This window comes from Bradyrhizobium sp. Rc2d (assembly GCF_900099855.1).
GTDB lineage: Bacteria > Pseudomonadota > Alphaproteobacteria > Rhizobiales > Xanthobacteraceae > Bradyrhizobium.
In genome coordinates this window covers 57,997-75,598 of sequence record NZ_FNCU01000011.1, presented here as the reverse complement: position 1 = coordinate 75,598, position 17,602 = coordinate 57,997, and the positions used below count along the sequence as shown (strand labels likewise).

The window sequence follows — 17,602 nt, the reverse complement described above, 5'->3', positions numbered from 1 at the left end:
ATGTGAGACGGGGTGGGGTGACGGTCTCTCCGCATCGAACACTGCCCGAGTGGAGAGATCACCCCACCCCGCTCGCGCTTCGCGCGATCGACCCTCCCCCTCCAGGGGAGGGTGAGAGAGAGCCCCCCTTACGTCGGCGACACCGCGCTCTTCAGCGCGCTCGCCTGCGGGGCACCACCGGTCAGCCTGGCGCGTTCGGTGTTCGGCCAGAGCAGGAGCAGACCGAGCAGGCCGGAGCCGACCATGATCGCGGCGTTGATGGTGAAGCCGGTCATGTAGCCGTCGAGCATGCTGCCGGCGTGCTGGATCACGGTGCCCATCACGGCGGGTGCGATGATGCCCGAGAGCGTATAGAGCGCGCCGTAGATCGCGAGGATGGCGCCGCGCTGCGAGGTCGGCGTGAACTCGCCGAGCATGGGCGGGCAGACGACATAGATCGCGCCGCACAGGCCCGTTCCGACCACGAGCAGCGCGAGCTGAAGGCCGGCGCCCTGGACATGCGGCATCGAGGCCAGGATCAGGCCGCCGACGACCAGCGGCACGGAGCCGAGCACGCCGCGGGCGACGCGCGTGGTCGAGCCGCGGACCATCATCAGTTGCGAGATCCAGCCGGTCAGGATCACGATGGTGGCGCCGAAGATCCAGGGCAGGGTCGAGATCCAGCCGGCCTGGCTCTGCGAGAAGCCGAGACCCTTGATGATGAACGGCGTGAACCAGGTCAGTCCGAGCGACAGCGCCCAATAGGCGCCGAAGGTGGCGGCGACGCAGCCGAGGAAGGTGCGCGAGGTGAGAAGCTGAATGTAGGGAATCTTCGTTTCGGTGGCGGCGAGGGTCTGCGTGTCCTCCAGCGGGCCTTCCTTGCTGAGCGCGAGCCAGGCACAGACCCAGATCAGGCCGATGACGCCGAGCGCGCCGAAGGCATAGTGCCAGGAATGGTTGACGATGATCCAGTTCAGCGCCGGCACCGCGATGATCACGCCGAAGGCCGAGCCTTGCGACAGGATCGCGGTCGGCAGCGTGCGCTTCTCGTCGGGGAACCATTTGTAGATGGCGTGCGCGGCGACCGAGAAGGCCGGGCCTTCGCCGGCGCCCAGCACGATGCGGCAGATCAGGAGCGTGGTGAAGGAGACGGTGCCGACCATCGGAAACTGCGCCAGCGCCCAGACCACCGCGAGCGCCAACAGCACCCAGCGCGTCGGCACCTTGTTGACGATGAAGCCGACCACGATGGCCGAGATCGAGAACAGGAAGAAGAACGAAGAGCCGAGCAGGCCGAATTGCTCCGGCGTGAGCTTGAGGTCCGCCATGATCGGCACGCCGGCGAGGCCGACGACGATCTTGTCGGCGAAGTTCACCAGCATGAACAGGAACAGGAGAAAAGTGATGGTCCAGGCGCCCTTCGGCGTCCCGGTCGGCTTGCTCGCCGCGGACGGCGTTCCCTGAGCGCTCATAAATCTCCCCGTTTATGTCTTTGCGGCACTTTTTTGATTTGGCCGTCTTGGGAGCTAACAACGGGTTCGAGACCAACGCAACCCGGCATTTCCGCAGCAAGTGTGCTACGCAGCATTCTTACCTCTCCCCACAGGGGAGAGGTCGATTTGCGCAGCAAATCGGGTGAGGGGGTTCAGGTCCCACGACAGGCCTTAACCCCTCACCCGCGCCTTCGGCGCGACCTCTCCCGACGGGAGAGGTGAAAAAAAATGGCAGGCCCGTGCTGAGCATCAAGAATCTATCCAAGACCTTCTTCTCGGCCGGCGAGCCGGTCCACGTGCTGCGTGGCGTCGATCTCGACCTCCGGGCCGGCGAGCGCGTCGCGCTGACGGGAGAATCAGGCAGCGGCAAGAGCACGCTGCTGCACCTCATCGCCGGCCTCGATGCTGCCGATGGCGGTTCGATCCGGCTGGTGGATATCGAGGTCACCAAGCTGTCAGATGCAGGACGCGCGGAGCTGCGACGCGACCGGATCGGCCTTGTGTTTCAGCAATTCAACCTGATCCCGAGCCTGTCGGTCGCGGACAATCTCGCCTTCCAGGCCCGGATCGCGGGCCGGCATGATGCGGCCTGGACGAAAGAGCTGATCGAACGGCTCGGACTTGGCAGCCTGCTCAAACGTTATCCAGAGCAATTATCGGGCGGACAGCAGCAGCGGGTCGCGATCGGCCGGGCGCTGGCCACAAAGCCCTCGCTGCTGCTGGCGGACGAGCCGACCGGCAATCTGGACGAAACCACCGCCGAGGATGTGCTGGCGCTGACGCGCGATCTCGTGGCGCGCACCGGCTGCGGCTTCCTGATGGTGACGCACAGCCTGCATCTGGCAGCAACGCTCGACCGCCATCTCACTTTGCATGGGGGGCGCATCGCATGAGGCGCGCGCTGTGGGTCCTCGCCGTACTGCTGAGCCATTGGCGGCGCCACAGGATGCAGTTCGCAACGCTGCTGATCGGACTGATCGCGGCGACCGCGTTGTGGAGCGGCGTGCAGGCGATCAACCAGCAGGCCCGCAGCGCCTATGACCGCGCCGCGGCGACATTCGGCGGCGCTCGCACCGCGATGCTGGTGGCGCCTGATACCGCGACCTTTTCCCAAGAGCTGTTCATAGCACTCCGCCGCGCGGGCTGGCCGGTCTCCCCGGTGCTGGAAGGACGCGTCCAGATCAATGGACGCTCGGTGCGGCTGCTCGGCATCGAGCCGGTGACGCTGCCGGCCGACGTCGGCAATGCACCGCGCCTTGGCGCATCTGATTTGAGCGGCTTCGTCGCACCGCCGGGCCAGACGCTGGTGGCGCAGGAGACGCTGACCGACTTGCAGGAAATAGAAGGCGCGGCGCCGGCGATCAGCAGCGGCGCGAAACTACCGCCACTGCGCGTGCTGCCGCAGCTCGTGCCCGACGTGCTCGTGGTCGATATCGGCGTGGCGCAGCGGCTGCTCAACAAGCCGGACCAGGTGTCGCGGCTCCTGATCGGCAAGGCGAAGGGCAAGCCCGCGCCGCTGACGAGTGTTATCGGCGAGCAGTTGCAGCGGGTCGAGCCGAATGCGGAGACGGAGCTGGAGCGCCTCACCGACAGTTTTCACCTCAATCTCACCGCCTTCGGTCTGCTGTCGTTCTTCGTCGGTCTCTTCATCGTCAACTCGGCCGTCGGCCTCGCCTTCGAGCAGCGGCTGCCGATGCTGCGGACAATGCGCGCCTGCGGCGCGTCGGCCCGGCTGGTCAACACGGTGCTGGTGGTCGAGCTGGTCGTATTGGCGCTGGTCGCCGGGCTGATCGGGCTCGTCTGCGGCTATTTCATCGCGGCAGCGCTGTTGCCCGACGTCGCGGCGTCGTTGCGCGGGCTCTATGGCGCGCAGATTCCGGGGCAGCTGACGCTGCGTCCCGAATGGTGGCTGGCTGGTGTCGGCATCAGCGTTGCCGGCGCGCTGGTGGCGGCGGCGACCAGCCTGATCAAGGCGATCAGGATGCCGGTGCTGGCAACGGCGCAGCCGCGCGCCTGGCAGCAGCGGCAACGCCGCTGGCTGATCCTGCAAAGTGCTGCCGCGTGCATGGTGTTCGCGGTCGCGCTGCTGCTGCTTCACTATGGGCAATCGCTGATCGCCGGCTTTGGCGTGCTGGCGGCGCTGATGTTCGGCGCGGCGCTGATCCTTCCGGCCTTTCTCGAACTCATCCTGCTCGTCGGCCAGCATTTTGCGCGTAAGCCGCTCGCGCTGTGGTTCTGGGCCGACAGCCGGCAACAACTCTCCGGATTGTCGCTGGCGCTGATGGCGCTGCTGCTTGCACTCGCCGTCAATGTCGGGGTGTCCACCATGGTGGAGACGTTCAGCCGGACCTTCATCGGCTGGCTCAATGGACGGCTGGCGGCCGACGTCTACATCAGCGCGTCCGACAATGCGCAAGCCGTTGCGATCCGGAACTGGCTGCGCGAGCGTAGCGACGTCCAGGCGATCCTCTCGGGCGGACGTGCGGAGGCGCATGTTCAGGGCCAGCCGGTGGAATTGCTCGGCCTGCCCGATCACGCGCTCTATCGCGAGCGCTGGCCGCTCTTGGAAGCCGCGCCGCGTGCCTGGACCCGGCTCGTGCCGGGCAATGCCGCCTTCATCAGCGAGCAATTAAGCCGCCGGCTGAACGTCCGCGTCGGCGACGTCGTCGAGGTGCCGGCGCCGGGCGGGACCTGGGAGCTCGACATCGTCGGCATCTATGCCGATTACGGCAACCCCAAGGGACAGCTCGCCGTCAATGTCGCTGCGCTGATCCGGCATTTTCCGCAGACGCCGCAGACGCGGATCGGGCTCATCGTCGCGAAGGAAAACATCCCTGGCCTGATCGCGGCCCTGCAGACGCAGTTTGCGCTCGACGATCGCAGCGTCGCCGACCAGGCGACGGTGAAGGCGGAATCGATCCGCATCTTCAACCGCACCTTTGCGGTGACCTCCGCGCTGAATGCCTTCACGCTCGGCGTTGCCGGCATTGCGCTGCTCACGAGCCTGCTGACGCTGGCCAATTCCCGCCTGCCGCAGCTCGCGCCGCTGTGGGCGGTCGGCCTCACCCGCCCGCGCCTTGCCGCGATCGAGCTGACCAAGACGCTGTCGGTGGCGCTGTTCACATCGCTGCTGGCGGTGCCGCTCGGCCTGTTGGTGGCGTGGTGCCTGATCGCGATCGTGAACGTAAAGGCGTTCGGCTGGCGGCTGCCGTTCCATGTGTTTCCGCTGCAGCTGGTCGAGCTGGTCGCGGTCGCGCTGCTCGCCTCGCTGATTGCCGCACTGCTGCCGATGCTACGGCTGGCACGGATGCAGCCAGCGAACCTCGTCAAGGTGTTCGCCAATGAGCGCTGATCGGATCTCACGGCGCGCCTTCGCCGGCGGCGTTGCCGCGCTCGCCCTCGCGCGCCGTGCACGCGCGCAAGGCTATGCCGGGCTCGGCGAGACCGCTGATGGCTTTGCCAAGGTGACGCCGGGGAAGGTCTTCACCTTTCCGAGCGATCACGGGCCGCATCCGGAATTTCGCATCGAGTGGTGGTATGTCACGGCGAACCTCGTCGATTCCAGCGGCGCGGCTTGCGGCCTGCAATGGACGCTGTTCCGCCAGGCGACGCAGCCAGGTCCGCAAGCCGAAGGCTGGGCCAATCAGCAGGTATGGATGGGACACGCGGCGGTGACGTGCGCCGACACCCATCGCTTCAACGAGACGTTTTCACGCGGCGGTGTGGGGCAGGCCGGCGTCATGGCCAAGCCGTTCGATTCCTGGATCGACGATTGGGAGATCAAGGGTCTCGAGCGCACCGACGATCGCACGCTGGCGCCACTGACGCTAAAGGCCACCGCCACCGACTTCAGCTATGCGCTGACGCTGGAGGCCGATCGTCCGGTGGTGTTGCAAGGCGACGGCGGCTACAGCCGCAAGTCCGAGCGTGGGCAGGCGTCCTACTATTACAGCCAGCCGTTCTACCGCGCGCGCGGCACGCTCACCATCGATGACAAGCAGGTCGAGGTGTCAGGCCAGGCCTGGATGGACCGCGAATGGAGTAGCCAGCCGCTCGATGCCGATCAGACCGGCTGGGACTGGCTGTCGCTGCATCTCGCATCCGGCGACAAGCTGATGCTGTACCGGTTGCGGCAGAAGGACGGCCAAAACTATCCGTTCGGCAATTGGATCAGCGCCGCCGGCGAGACGCAGATGATTGCGGGGAGCGACATCCAGATGATGCCGAAGGCAACCGCAGACGTTGCGGGACGCAAGCTGCCGGTGGAATGGCAGATCGCAATTCCCTCGCGATCGTTCTCGATCCTGTGCAAGCCACTCAATCCAAGGGCCTGGATGGGGACCGGCTTCTCCTATTGGGAGGGACCGATCAGCTTTTCCGGCACGCATGACGGCGTTGGCTATCTCGAGCTGACCGGCTATTGAAGCGCGATCTCTGCGAAGGAACCAACGATGTATCATCTCACCGCCCTCGTCACGCTGCTGGCGATCGCATTTTATTTCTTCACCTGTATCAACGTCGCGCGGTCGCGCGACAAGACGGGCGTCAAGGTGCCGGCGATGTCGGGCCATCCGGATTTCGAACGCGCCTTCCGCATCCAGATGAACACGCTGGAATGGATGCCGATCTTCCTGCCGGCGCTGTGGCTGTTCGCGACCTATATCAGCGACGCCATCGCAGCCGGCATCGGCGTCGTCTGGATCATCGGCCGCTTCGTTTATTTCGTCGGCTATTCCAAGGCGGCGGCAAAGCGCAGCCCGGGATTTGCGATCCAAGCCCTCGCCGCCATCGCGCTGTGGGCGGGCGCGTTGGGGGCGGTGGTGTTGCGGCTGGTGTAGCCCAACCACGGCCGTCGTCCCGGACAAGCGCGTCCCAAGCGCGCGCCGATCCGGGACCCATAACCACAGAAAGTGGTTTAGCGCGAGTCGATCACTCCGAGTCCCTGTAACCACTTCTGCCTGTGGTTATGGGTCCCGGATCGGCGCTCCGCTCCCGACAACGCTGGCGCGTTGCCAGGGCTGCGCTTGTCCGGGACGACAGCGAGGGTGTGGTGCTCGCTGTGACCCTTCTCCCTACTTCGTCAGCGGGCAGCCGCTTTCCTTGGCGGTGAAGAAGGCCTTGTCGCCGGGGACAGTGGCGAGCAGCTTGTAATAGTCCCAGGGCTTCTTCGATTCCGAGGGCTTCTTGACCTCGAACAGATACATGTCGTGAACCATGCGGCCGTTCTCGAGCACCTTGCCGCCTTGCGCGAAGTCGTCGTTGACCGGCAGCTCCTTCAGCTTCTTGGCGACCGCGTCCGGATCCTTGGTGCCGGCGGCCTTGACCGCCTTGAGATAGCTCAGCGTCGCCGAATAGGTGCCGGCGTGGATCATGCTTGGCATCCGCCCGGTGCGCTTGAAGAAGCGTTCGCCGAGATTGCGGGTCTTATCGTTGAGATCCCAGTAATAGCCCTCGGTCAATACGAGGCCTTGCGCGGCCTGAAGGCCGAGGCCGTTCACCTCGGCGAGCGTCATCAGGAGGCCCGCGAGCTTCTGGCCACTGGCGACGATGCCGAACTCAGACGCCTGCTTGATCGAGTTGGTGGTGTCGAGGCCGGCATTGGCGAGGCCGACGATCTTCGCCTTCGAGCTCTGCGCCTGGAGCAGGAAGGAGGAGAAGTCCGACGAGTTGAGCGGCACGCGCACCGAGCCGACCACCTTGCCGCCGTTGGCGGTGACGATCTCGCTGGTGTCCTTTTCCAGCGCGTAGCCGAAGGCATAGTCCGCGGTGAGGAAGAACCAGGTGTCGCCGCCGGCCTTGGTCAGCGCACCGCCGGTGCCGACACCGAGCGCGCGGGTGTCGTAGGCCCAGTGGAAGCCATAGGGCTGGCAGGCATCGCCGGTGAGGCGCGAGGTCGCGGCGCCGACCACGATGTCGATCTTCTTCTTTTCCTTGGAAAGCTCATGGATCGCGAGCGCGACCGAGGAGGTCGTCAGCTCCGTGATCATGTCGACATTCTCGACGTCGTACCAGCGCCGCGCGATCGAGCTGGCGAGATCCGGCTTGTTCTGGTGATCGGCGGTGACAAGCTCAATCTTGTGGCCGAGCACATCGCCGCCAAAATCCTCGATCGCCATCTTGGCGGCCTCGACCGACCATTTGCCGCCGTAGTCGGCATAGACGCCGGACTGGTCGTTGAGGATGCCGATCTTGACGCCCTGCGCCGAGGCAGGCACCGCCAACAATACGGCAGACGCAGCGGCCGCCAAAAATGCTGATTTCATATGTTATCTCCCGACAGTCTTCTGTTGTGAAATCGCGCGGATAGTAGTGAAGAACCCCACGCGTGCCCATCCATTTCGGCGTAGGTCGTTAGTATGGGCGCGCCCAGAAAAATGGCGTCGTCCCGGCCTAGTGCGCAATTGCGCACGGGGGGCCGGGACCCATAACCCCAGGGAGCAATTATCGCGCGCAGCTGGTCACCGCGAGTCTTCGCCAAACTCGATCCTGTGGCTATGGGTCCCGGATCTGCGCTTGCGCTTGTCCGGGACGACAGCGTGATTGTGGCTACGCTGATGGACTCCCGACGATGGTCAGCCCGCGACCTCCGCCTTCTTATCCCGCCGCCCCTCCGCCAGGTTGCGTACCACCACGTAGAAGATCGGCGTGAACAGAAGTCCGAACAGGGTGACGCCGATCATCCCGAAGAACACGGCGACGCCGACGGCCTGCCGCATCTCCGAGCCGGAGCCGCTCGAGATCACCAGCGGCAGGACACCGAGGATGAAGGCGAAGGACGTCATCAGGATCGGCCGCAGACGCAATCGGCAGGCCTCGATGACGGCCTCGAGCCGCGGCTTGCCTTCGTTCTCGATATCGCGCGCAAACTCGACGATCAGGATCGCGTTCTTTGCCGCCAATCCCACCAGCACCACGAAGCCGATCTGGGTGAGGATGTTGACGTCCTGCCCCATGATGCGTACGCCGATGGTGGCGGCGAGCAGGCACATCGGCACGATCAGGATCACCGCGAACGGCAAGGTCCAGCTGCCATATTGGGCGGCGAGCACGAGATAGACAAACAGCACGCAGATCGGAAACACGTAGAGACCGGCATTGCCGCCGGTGACCTGCTGATAGGACAGGTCGGTCCATTCGAAGCTGAAGCCGCTCGGCAGCGTGTCGTCCGCGAGCTTCTTGATGGTGTTGAGCGCGGTGGTCGAGCTGGTGCCCAGCGCCGGCTCGCCCTGCAATTCGGACGCCGCGTAAAGATTATAGCGCGCGACGCGGTCGGGACCCGACACATCCCTGAACTCGACCACGCTGCCAAGCATCACCATGTCGCCGGAGGCGTTGCGCGTGCGCAGGCGTGCGAGATCGCTGGGCTCCTTGCGGTAGGGGAAATCGGCCTGCGCGGTGACGTGGTAGGTGCGGCCGAACAGATTGAAGTCGTTGACATAGGTCGATCCGAAATAGGTCTGGATCGTGTCGTTGATGTTGGAGATAGGAACACCGAGCTTCTGCGCTTTGGTGCGGTCGATGTCGACGAAGAGCTGCGGCGTGTTGGCCGTGAACGGCGAGAACACCGAGGTGAGACTTGGCGCCTTGCGCGCGGCGGCGACCAGCTCGTCGGTCGCGGCGGCGAGCATTTCAGGCCCGCGACCCTGGCGGTCCTGGACGCGGATGGTGAAGCCGCCGCCGGTGCCGATGCCGGGCACGGCCGGTGGCGGAATCACGATGATGAACGCGCCCTGGATCGCGGACAGACGCTTGCGCAGCTCGGCTGTGATGGCGTTGGCGGACAGCCCCTTCTTCAGCCGCGCCTCGGGTTCGTCGAACACCGGAAACAGCGCCGCCGCATTGCCGGCCTGAGTGCGGGTGGCGCCGGAGAAGCCGGCGAAGGCCGCAACGCGGACGATGCCCGGCGTATCCAGCGAGATGCGCTCGATCTCGCGCACGACCTCGGTGGTACGTGCCAGTGACGCCGCACCCGGCAACTGTACAGAGATGATGACGTAGCCGCGATCCTGCGCTGGAATGAAGCCCTGCGGCGTGGTCACGATCAGCCAGCCGGCGCTGCCGATCAGCACGACGTAGATCAGGAGCATCACAACGGAGTGGCGGATCACGAAATTGGCAAGACCGGCATAACCATGCGCCAGCCGCTCAAACACGCGGTTGAAGACGCCAGTGAAGGCATCCCAGCCCCGCGCAATGACGTTCCAGGCGGCCGGCGGCTTCTTCTCTTCGTGCGGCACCAGGATCTGCGAGGCCAGCGCTGGCGACAGCGTCAGCGAGCAGAAGCAGGAGATCGCAGTCGCGACCGCGATGGTGACGGCGAATTGCTGGAAGAATTGGCCGGAAATGCCGCCCAGGAACGCGGTCGGCACGAACACCGCGCAGAGCACCAGCGCGATCGAGACCAGCGCGCCGCCGACCTCTTCCATCGTCTTCAGCGCGGCGTCGCGCCGGCTCATGCCGTGCTCGAGATGCCGCTCGACATTCTCGACCACGACGATGGCGTCGTCGACCACGATACCGACGGCGAGCACGAGGCCGAACAGCGTGAGATTGTTGATGGAGAAGCCCAGCGCCGCCATCACCGCGAAGGTGCCGACCAGCGACACCGGTATCGCGATGATCGGGATGATCGCGGGCCGCCATCCCTGCAGGAACACCAGCACCACGACGACCACGAGCAGCATGGCCTCGTAGATGGTCTTGATCAACTCGTGGACCGACTGCGCGATGAACTCGGTCGGATTATAGCCGATATTGTAGTCGAGACCGCGAGGGAAGCTCGCCTTGAGCTTCGTCATCGTGTCGGAGATGTTTTTCGCCGTCGCGAGCGCGTTTGATCCGGGCCGCTGGGTCACCAGCATGGCCACAGCCGATTTGCGCAGCAGGAAGCTGTTGGTGGAATACGCCAGCGCCCCTAGCTCGATGCGGGCAACGTCGCGCAAACGAACGACCCTGCCGTCGGAGCCGGCCTTGATCAGGATGTCCTCGAACTGCTTCTGATCCTTCAGGCGTCCCGTGAAGGTGAGATTCGGCTGGAAGGCGCGGTCGGCGATCGGCGGCTCGGCGATCTGGCCGCCGGCGATCTGCAGGTTCTGGGCGCGGATCGCCGCGAGCACCTCGGCCGAGGTCAGGCCGAGATTGGCGATCCGGTCAGGATCGAGCCACAGTCGCATCGAATAGTCGCGCGCGCCAAAGATCTGGATGTCGCCGACGCCGTCGAGACGCAGCAGCTGGTCGCGGACCTGGAGCAGCGCGTAATTGGAGATGTAGAGCTGGTCGAAGGTGTCGTCGGGCGACAGCATGAACACGACCATCAGGATGTCGGGCGAGTTCTTGCGCGTGGTGACGCCGTTGCGCTGCACTTCCTCCGGCAAACGCGGCTGCGCGATGGCGACGCGGTTCTGCACCAGCACCTGGGCCTTGTCGAGATCGGTGCCGAGCTTGAAGGTGACGGTGATGGTGAGCTGGCCGTTCGAGGTCGCCTGGCTGTAGAGATACAGCATGTCCTCGACGCCGTTGATCTCCTGCTCGATCGGAGCTGCGACCGTGTCGGATACAGTCTGCGCGGAGGCGCCGGGATATTGCGTGGTGACGACCACGGTGGGCGGCACCACTTGCGGATATTCGGAGACCGGCAGCGTGGTGTAGGCGATCGCGCCGACGATCAGCAGCACGATCGACAGCACCATCGCCAGGATGGGCTGGTTGATGGAGAGGCGGCCAAGATTCATGACTTGCCACCGGCCGGGGCTTGCGGGGTTTGCGGGGCGACCTTGGCGCCGACGCGGGCGCGCTGGATGCCGTTGACGATGACGCGGTCCTCCGCCTTCAACCCTTCGCGGATCACGCGCAGGCCGTCATCGAGCGGCCCGAGCACCACCGGACGCGCCTCGACCGTGTCATCGGGCTTCACCACGAACACGATCTTGCGAGACTGGTCGGTCGCGATAGCGACGTCCGGGATCAGCAGCGCCTCATAGGGCGCGCTGCCGATCAGGCGGACGCGCCCGAACTGGCCGGGCAGGATCGACAGGTCGGTGTTCTTGACCACCGCGCGGCTGCGCAGCGTGCCGGTCGAGACATCGAGGCGGTTGTCGAGGAAGTTCACGGTGCCCTCATGCGACGGCTTGGTTTCACCGGCCAGCGTCACCTGCACCGGGTTCGCGGTGTCGCGCGAGCTTGGGCGCCGCCCCTCGAACCACAGCTTGCTGTATTTGATGAAAGTCGCCTCATCCATGTCGAAATAGATGTAGATCGGATCCAGCGTGACGATCGAGGTCAGCAGCGTCGAAGCGCCGTTGTCGCTGCCCTGCACGAGATTGCCGGGACTGACGAGGTGGCGGCTGACGCGACCGGTCAGCGGCGCCGTCACATGAGTGAACTCGATGTTGAGCTTGGCGGCCTTCAGCGCGCCCTCGGCCTGCGTCTCGGCGGCATGTGCGGCCTGCAAGGCCTGGCGGCGCTGATCGACGACCTGCTCCGAGACCGCGCTGGTCTGCACCAGGTTGAGGCCGCGGTCGAGCTCGCGCTTGGCAAGCTCCACTTTGGCCCGCGCATCCGACAGCTGACCCTCTGCCTGCGTAGCCACCGCCTCGAACGGACGGGAATCGATCACGTAGAGCAGATCGCCCTGACGCACGATGGCGCCGTCCTGGAACTCGACCGAGTTGACGAAGCCGCCGACGCGGGGGCGCACCTGCACCTCCTCGACCGCCTCGAAGCGACCGGTGAACTCGTCCCAATCAGTGACAGTGCGCTTGACCGGTTGGGCGACCGTCACCGGCGCCGGCGGCGGGGCAGCGGCCTGTGACGCCAGCTTGTCGCAGCCGGACAGGGCGAATGCCGCGGCAAGAAGCCCGGCAATTGCGCTGTGCTGAACGAAATCGTGCTTTTTGACAAACTGCTCGCTTCCGTCCGGTCCAGTCATCCCAGGTCCTCGCATAAAAGCCGCGGAAAATGCGGGATAAGCGCCCACTCGCGGGGGACACAACATGGGCGGCAATGATGAACTCTTCAAGACCAATGCACGCGCAATGCCCGGCCGCATGCCCTGACCGGATGGCGGGTTGACAGGGGGACCAGCCGGCCTCGCACGCGATGATTAGCGGGCGGAATTCGATTGGACTTATTCGCGGGGCTCATGAATGGAGGAGGCGCAGTCTTCGCCTCTCCCCGCGTGCGGGGAGAGGCCGGATCGCATCGCAAGATGCGATCCGGGTGAGGGGGAGCTTCCGCGAGTCCTATCATCACCTTTCTTGCGGAGGGCCCCCTCACCCCAACCCTCTCCCCGCAGGCGGGGAGAGGGAGAAGACGCGGCCAGCGTCTTCGCGCATGACGGGCGCGGCGGGCTCGGCTAGACTTCTCCTTACAAAAACAAGACGAATTGTCCGGGGAGGACAAGCGTGCACCAGGGACGTGTCGTTTATGGCGCGATCGAGGAGGTCGTGTTCGGCCATCCCGCAGCCGAAGCCATCGTCGCGCAGATGGACCGGCTGGGAACGCGCCGCGCCTTCCTGATGGTCTCGGGCACGCTCAACCGGCAGACCGACGAGATCACGAAGATCAGGGAGGCGCTCGGCGAGCGCTGCGCCGGCCTGTTCGACGCCATGCCGGCGCATACGCCGCGCGAGGCGGTGATCGCCGCCACCCATGCGGCGCGCGAGGTGAATGCCGAGCTGATCGTCACCGTCGGTGGCGGCTCCATCACCGACGGCGCCAAGGCGGTGCAGCTTTGCCTCGCCAACGGCATCGACGATATCGGCGGCATCGAGCGCATCCGCGTGCACAAGGGCGTCGCACCCGAGATGACCGCGCCAAGCGTGCGCCAGATCAGCGTGCCGACCACGATCGCCGGCGGCGAGTTCAGCGCGATTGCGGGCGTGACCGACCGCAGCACGCATGTGAAACAGATGCTGCGGCATCCGCTCATGGTGCCGCGCGCGACCATCCTCGATCCCGCCATCACCGTGCACACGCCGGAATGGCTGTTCCTGTCGACCGGCGTCCGCGCCGTCGACCATTGCGTCGAGGCGATCTGCTCGCGCGAGACGCATCCCTATGCCGACGCGCAATCGGTGAAGGGCCTCGCCATGCTCGCCGACGCGCTGCCGCGGGTGAAGGCCGATCCCACCGATCTCGACGCGCGGATGGATGCGCAGATCGGTACCTGGCTGTCGATGGGCGCACTCGCAGCGGGCGTGCCGATGGGTGCGAGCCACGGCATCGGCTACGCGCTGGGCGCGGCCTTCGACGTGCCGCACGGTTACACCTCCTGCGTCATGCTGCCGGCGGTGATGCGCTGGAATGCGCCCGACAATGCCGAGCGCCAGATGATCGTCGCGGCCACCATGGGCTTTCCTGGCCGAGATGCCGCCGACGTGCTCGATGCCTTCATCCGTTCGCTCGGCATGCCGCGCAGCCTCGCCGAGGTGCGCGTGTCGCCGGAGCATTTCGACGCCATCGCCGCACAGGCGATGCGGACGAATTGGATCCCGCACAATCCGCGCAGGATCGACAGCCCGGCGCAGGTGCGCGAAATCCTGCTTCTTGCCGCATGATCCAAAAGCCGGAGGACTGATGTACCCAGGTCAGCATGCCCGCCTACGCCCGCTCCAGCCTGCCTTCATCATGGCGGCGACGGGCGAGACCGTTACCTATCGCGAGCTGGAGGCACGCAGCAACCGCCTCGCGCATCTGTTTCGCAGGCACGGCCTGAACCGGCTCGATCATTATTCAATCTTCATGGAGAACAATTCGCGCTATCTCGAGGCCTGCGGCGCAGGCGAGCGCTCTGGCCTCTACTACACCTGCATCAACTCCTTCCTGACACCGGGCGAGCTCGCCTATCTCCTCGTCAACAGCCAATCCAAGATCCTGATCACGTCGGTGGCGAAACTCAACATCGCGCGAGAGGCGATCCAGGCCTGCCCCGACGTCAAGCTCTGCATCGTCGCCGATGGCCCGGGCGAGAGCGACCGCATCGTCGGCCTTGCCGAGGTGACCGCCGATCTGCCGACGACGCCGATCGCAGACGAGTGGCTCGGCACCGCCATGCTGTATTCGTCGGGCACGACCGGACGGCCCAAGGGCATCCTGCGGCCGCTGCCGGAGGAGCCGCCAAAGCACAATCTGCCGCTGTTCGATTTCCTGACGAAACTTTGGCACTACCGCGAGGGCATGGTCTATCTGTCGCCGGCGCCGCTCTATCACTCGGCGCCGCAGGCGGCGGTCAATCTCACGATCCGCATGGGCGGCACCGTGATCATCATGGAGAGTTTCGATCCGGAGCGTTACCTTGAGCTCGTCGAGCAATGGGGCATCACCCACACCCAGCTGGTGCCGACGATGTTCTCGCGCGTGCTGAAGCTGCCGGAGGAGGCGCGAAAGCGCTACGACCTCTCCTCGCTGGAGATCGCGATCCACGCCGCGGCGCCCTGCCCGGCCCTCGTCAAGGACGACATGATCAAATGGTGGGGCCCGATCATCCACGAATATTACGGCGCCACCGAGGGCCTCGGCTTCACCGCCTGCAACAGCGAGGAGTGGCTGGCCCATCGCGGCACCGTCGGCAAGGTGCTGCTCGGCGACCTCCACATCCTCGACGAGAACATGAGGGAATGCCCGACCGGCACGCCGGGCCAGGTCTGGTTCAAGACCGCCTCGCCGTTCGAATATTTCAACGACCCCGAGAAGACCCGGGAGGCGCGCTCGGCCGACGGCAGCATGAGCACGGTCGGCGACGTCGGCTATGTCGACAAGGACCGCTTTCTCTACCTCACCGATCGCGCGACCTTCATGATCATCTCCGGTGGCGTGAACATCTACCCGCAGGAGTGCGAAAATCTGCTGATCACCCACCCGAAGGTCGCCGACGCCGCGGTGTTCGGCGTGCCCAATGCCGATCTCGGCGAAGAGATGAAGGCGGTGGTGCAGCCGATGCCGGGCGTGGTGCCGGGCCCCGCGCTCGCGGAAGAGCTGATCGCGTTCTGCGCAAAATCGCTGTCGCGGCAGAAGGTGCCGCGCTCGGTCGATTTCGAAAAGGAATTGCCGCGGCTGCCTACGGGGAAACTGTACAAGCGGCTGCTGCGGGACCGGTACTGGGGGAACAAGGCATCGCGGATCGTGTGAGGCGCAGCCACACTCAGCCGTCGTCCCGGGGCGCGACGAGGTCGCGAACCCGGGACCCATAGCCAAAGGGAACAATCGTCGCGCGGGCAGGCAACTCCGAAGTCTTCGCCAAACCACTCCCTGTGGCTATGGGTCCCGGATCGGCGCGCGCTTGGGGCGCGCTTGTCCGGGACGACACCGGAGTTTGTTGATGTGGCTTGCGCCCTAACATCGATACAGGAACCGTCCCTTCGCACCTGCACTCTCGCATCGTGAGAGAATGAAGCCCTGCGGCCTTCCGTCATCCGAATTGTCGAGAGCGTGGACGGCCTTGCCGGTTGCCTCCCTCCACGCCCATCGCTATCGTCCCCTCAAACAGGCCAAAAGGCCGATGTCCAGGGAGGACGAGGATGCGGAGCGTGCGGGCGCTCGCCGCGACGGCGGCGCTATCTTTGCTGGCGTTTTCGACCATTGCGCTTGCCGGCGAGCCCAAGCAGGGCGGGATCCTGCGGATGTATCATCGCGACAGCCCGGCCAATGCGTCCATCCTCGAGGGTGCGACCTATTCGATCAACGTGCCCTTCATGGGGGTGTTCAACAATCTGGTCATCTATGACCAGCACATCGCGCAGAACAGCCCTGATACCCTGAGGCCAGAGCTGGCCGAGAGCTGGTCCTGGAGCGGCGACAACAAGAAGCTGACCTTCAAACTGCGCCAGGGCGTCAAATGGCATGACGGCAAGCCGTTCACGTCGGCCGACGTCAAATGCACTTTCGACCTCCTGATGGGCAAATCGCAGCAGAAGCTGCGGCAGAATCCGCGCAAGGCCTGGTACAACGAGGTCAACGACGTCAGGCCGAATGGCGATTTCGAGGTCTCCTTCGACCTGAAGCGGCCACAACCGTCGCTGCTGGCGATGCTCGCATCCGGTTATACGCCGATCTACCCCTGTCACGTCTCGCCGGCCGACATGCGCACCCATCCGGTCGGAACCGGCCCGTTCAAGTTCGTCGAGTTCAAGGCCAATGAATCGATCAAGCTGACGCGAAACGCGGACTACTGGAAGAAGGGCCTGCCCTATCTCGACGGCATCGAGTACACGATCATCACGAACCGCTCGACCGCGATCCTCGCCTTCGTCGCCGGCAAGTTCGACATGACCTTCCCGACGCACATCACGATCCCGCTCCTCAAGGATATCAAGTCACAGGCGCCAAACGCGATCTGCGCAGTCGAGCCGACCAACGTTTCGACCAACATCATCGTCAATTCGACTTCCGCGCCGTTCGACAACATCGACATCCGCCGGGCGATGGCGATGGCGCTCGACCGCAAAGCCTTCGTCGACATCCTGTTCGAGGGCCAAGCCGATATCGGCGGCACCATGCTGCCGCCGCCGCAGGGCATCTGGGGCATGCCCAAGGACAAGCTGGAGACCATCCCAGGCTATGGGCCGAACGTGAACGCGAGCCGGGAGGAGGCCAGAAAGCTGATGCAGAAGGCCGGCTACGGCCCCGACAAGCACCTCGCCGTGAAGGTCTCGACACGCAATCTCGCGGAATATCGCGATCCCGCGGTGATTCTGATCGACCAGCTCAAGAACATCTATATCGACGGCGAGCTCGACGTCGTGGAAACCGCGAACTGGTTCCCGAAGGTCGCACGCAAGGATTACATGCTTGGCCTGAACCTGACCGGAAATTCCGTCGACGATCCCGACCAGTCTTTCTACGAGAACTACTCTTGCGGCTCGGAGCGGAACTACACCAATTATTGCAACAAGGAGATCGAGAAGCTGTTCGACGTGCAGTCGCAGGAGATCGATGTTGGCAAGCGCAAGCAGCTGGTCTGGGACATCGACAAGAAGCTGCAGGAGGATGTTGCCCGTCCGATCATCTTCCATGCGCGGGCCGGCACCTGCTGGCAGCCCTATGTCAAGGGGATCACGATCATGTCGAACAGCTCTTATAACGGCTTTCGCTATGAGGACGTCTGGCTCGACAAGTAACGCGGGCGGCTGAGG

Annotated in this window: 11 protein-coding genes; 7 read left to right on the top strand and 4 right to left on the bottom strand. The window is 64.8% G+C overall.

Annotated features, from left to right (window positions below; translation table 11 throughout):
* Positions 1–128: 128 nt before the first annotated feature.
* Positions 129–1,451, bottom strand: a complete 1,323-nt coding sequence (locus tag BLV07_RS15875) for an MFS transporter (protein ID WP_091887185.1) — start codon at positions 1,449–1,451, stop codon at positions 129–131.
* A 260-nt stretch (positions 1,452–1,711) separates the two neighbouring features.
* Between BLV07_RS15875 and BLV07_RS15870 the strand changes: the two genes are divergently transcribed.
* Genes BLV07_RS15870 through BLV07_RS15855 form a run of 4 tightly spaced genes read left to right on the top strand, consistent with a single transcriptional unit; the run spans position 1,712 to position 6,310 of the window.
* Positions 1,712–2,365 (top strand): ABC transporter ATP-binding protein, encoded by a 654-nt coding sequence (locus tag BLV07_RS15870; protein WP_091887183.1) that lies wholly within the window; start codon positions 1,712–1,714, stop codon positions 2,363–2,365.
* Positions 2,362–4,824, top strand: a complete 2,463-nt coding sequence (locus tag BLV07_RS15865) for an ABC transporter permease (RefSeq protein ID WP_091887181.1) — start codon at positions 2,362–2,364, stop codon at positions 4,822–4,824. The genes BLV07_RS15870 and BLV07_RS15865 overlap by 4 nt, the downstream gene beginning before the upstream one ends.
* Entirely contained in the window at positions 4,814–5,896 is a 1,083-nt protein-coding gene (locus BLV07_RS15860; RefSeq protein ID WP_091887179.1) for a lipocalin-like domain-containing protein, read from the top strand. The genes BLV07_RS15865 and BLV07_RS15860 overlap by 11 nt, the downstream gene beginning before the upstream one ends.
* A gap of 27 nt (positions 5,897–5,923) precedes the next feature.
* On the top strand, positions 5,924–6,310 hold the full coding sequence (locus BLV07_RS15855; protein WP_091887177.1) for an MAPEG family protein: 387 nt from the start codon (positions 5,924–5,926) through the stop codon (positions 6,308–6,310).
* A gap of 234 nt (positions 6,311–6,544) precedes the next feature.
* Here the strand turns inward: BLV07_RS15855 and BLV07_RS15850 are convergent, their stop codons facing one another.
* From BLV07_RS15850 to BLV07_RS15840, 3 genes are all read right to left on the bottom strand, one after another.
* Positions 6,545–7,735 (bottom strand): ABC transporter substrate-binding protein, encoded by a 1,191-nt coding sequence (locus tag BLV07_RS15850; protein ID WP_091887175.1) that lies wholly within the window; start codon positions 7,733–7,735, stop codon positions 6,545–6,547.
* A gap of 309 nt (positions 7,736–8,044) precedes the next feature.
* Positions 8,045–11,203 (bottom strand): efflux RND transporter permease subunit, encoded by a 3,159-nt coding sequence (locus BLV07_RS15845; RefSeq protein ID WP_091887173.1) that lies wholly within the window; start codon positions 11,201–11,203, stop codon positions 8,045–8,047.
* On the bottom strand, positions 11,200–12,399 hold the full coding sequence (locus tag BLV07_RS15840) for an efflux RND transporter periplasmic adaptor subunit (RefSeq protein WP_176945563.1): 1,200 nt from the start codon (positions 12,397–12,399) through the stop codon (positions 11,200–11,202). The genes BLV07_RS15845 and BLV07_RS15840 overlap by 4 nt, the downstream gene beginning before the upstream one ends.
* 475 nt (positions 12,400–12,874) lie before the next feature.
* Here BLV07_RS15840 and BLV07_RS15835 point away from each other — a divergent pair, with 475 nt between their 5' ends.
* The 3 genes from BLV07_RS15835 to BLV07_RS15825 all read left to right on the top strand — a co-directional run bounded on the left by BLV07_RS15835 (position 12,875) and on the right by BLV07_RS15825 (position 17,587).
* Complete coding sequence (locus tag BLV07_RS15835; protein ID WP_091887168.1) at positions 12,875–14,029, top strand: iron-containing alcohol dehydrogenase; 1,155 nt, start codon at positions 12,875–12,877, stop codon at positions 14,027–14,029.
* A 19-nt stretch (positions 14,030–14,048) separates the two neighbouring features.
* Positions 14,049–15,599, top strand: coding sequence for an AMP-binding protein (locus BLV07_RS15830; protein ID WP_091887165.1), 1,551 nt, complete (start codon positions 14,049–14,051; stop codon positions 15,597–15,599).
* Positions 15,600–15,988: 389 nt separating this feature from the next.
* Positions 15,989–17,587: an ABC transporter substrate-binding protein gene (locus BLV07_RS15825; protein WP_091887162.1), complete on the top strand. Its 1,599-nt coding sequence runs from the start codon at positions 15,989–15,991 to the stop codon at positions 17,585–17,587.
* Positions 17,588–17,602 lie beyond the last annotated feature (15 nt).

Coding starts and splice junctions, on each gene's coding strand:
- BLV07_RS15860 (WP_091887179.1), top strand. CDS start 4,814: ATGAGCGCTGATCGGATCTCACGGCGCGCCTTCGCCGGCGGCGTTGCC.
- BLV07_RS15825 (WP_091887162.1), top strand. CDS start 15,989: ATGCGGAGCGTGCGGGCGCTCGCCGCGACGGCGGCGCTATCTTTGCTG.
- BLV07_RS15865 (WP_091887181.1), top strand. CDS start 2,362: ATGAGGCGCGCGCTGTGGGTCCTCGCCGTACTGCTGAGCCATTGGCGG.
- BLV07_RS15875 (WP_091887185.1), bottom strand. CDS start 1,451: ATGAGCGCTCAGGGAACGCCGTCCGCGGCGAGCAAGCCGACCGGGACG.
- BLV07_RS15840 (WP_176945563.1), bottom strand. CDS start 12,399: ATGACTGGACCGGACGGAAGCGAGCAGTTTGTCAAAAAGCACGATTTC.
- BLV07_RS15845 (WP_091887173.1), bottom strand. CDS start 11,203: ATGAATCTTGGCCGCCTCTCCATCAACCAGCCCATCCTGGCGATGGTG.
- BLV07_RS15855 (WP_091887177.1), top strand. CDS start 5,924: ATGTATCATCTCACCGCCCTCGTCACGCTGCTGGCGATCGCATTTTAT.
- BLV07_RS15850 (WP_091887175.1), bottom strand. CDS start 7,735: ATGAAATCAGCATTTTTGGCGGCCGCTGCGTCTGCCGTATTGTTGGCG.
- BLV07_RS15830 (WP_091887165.1), top strand. CDS start 14,049: ATGTACCCAGGTCAGCATGCCCGCCTACGCCCGCTCCAGCCTGCCTTC.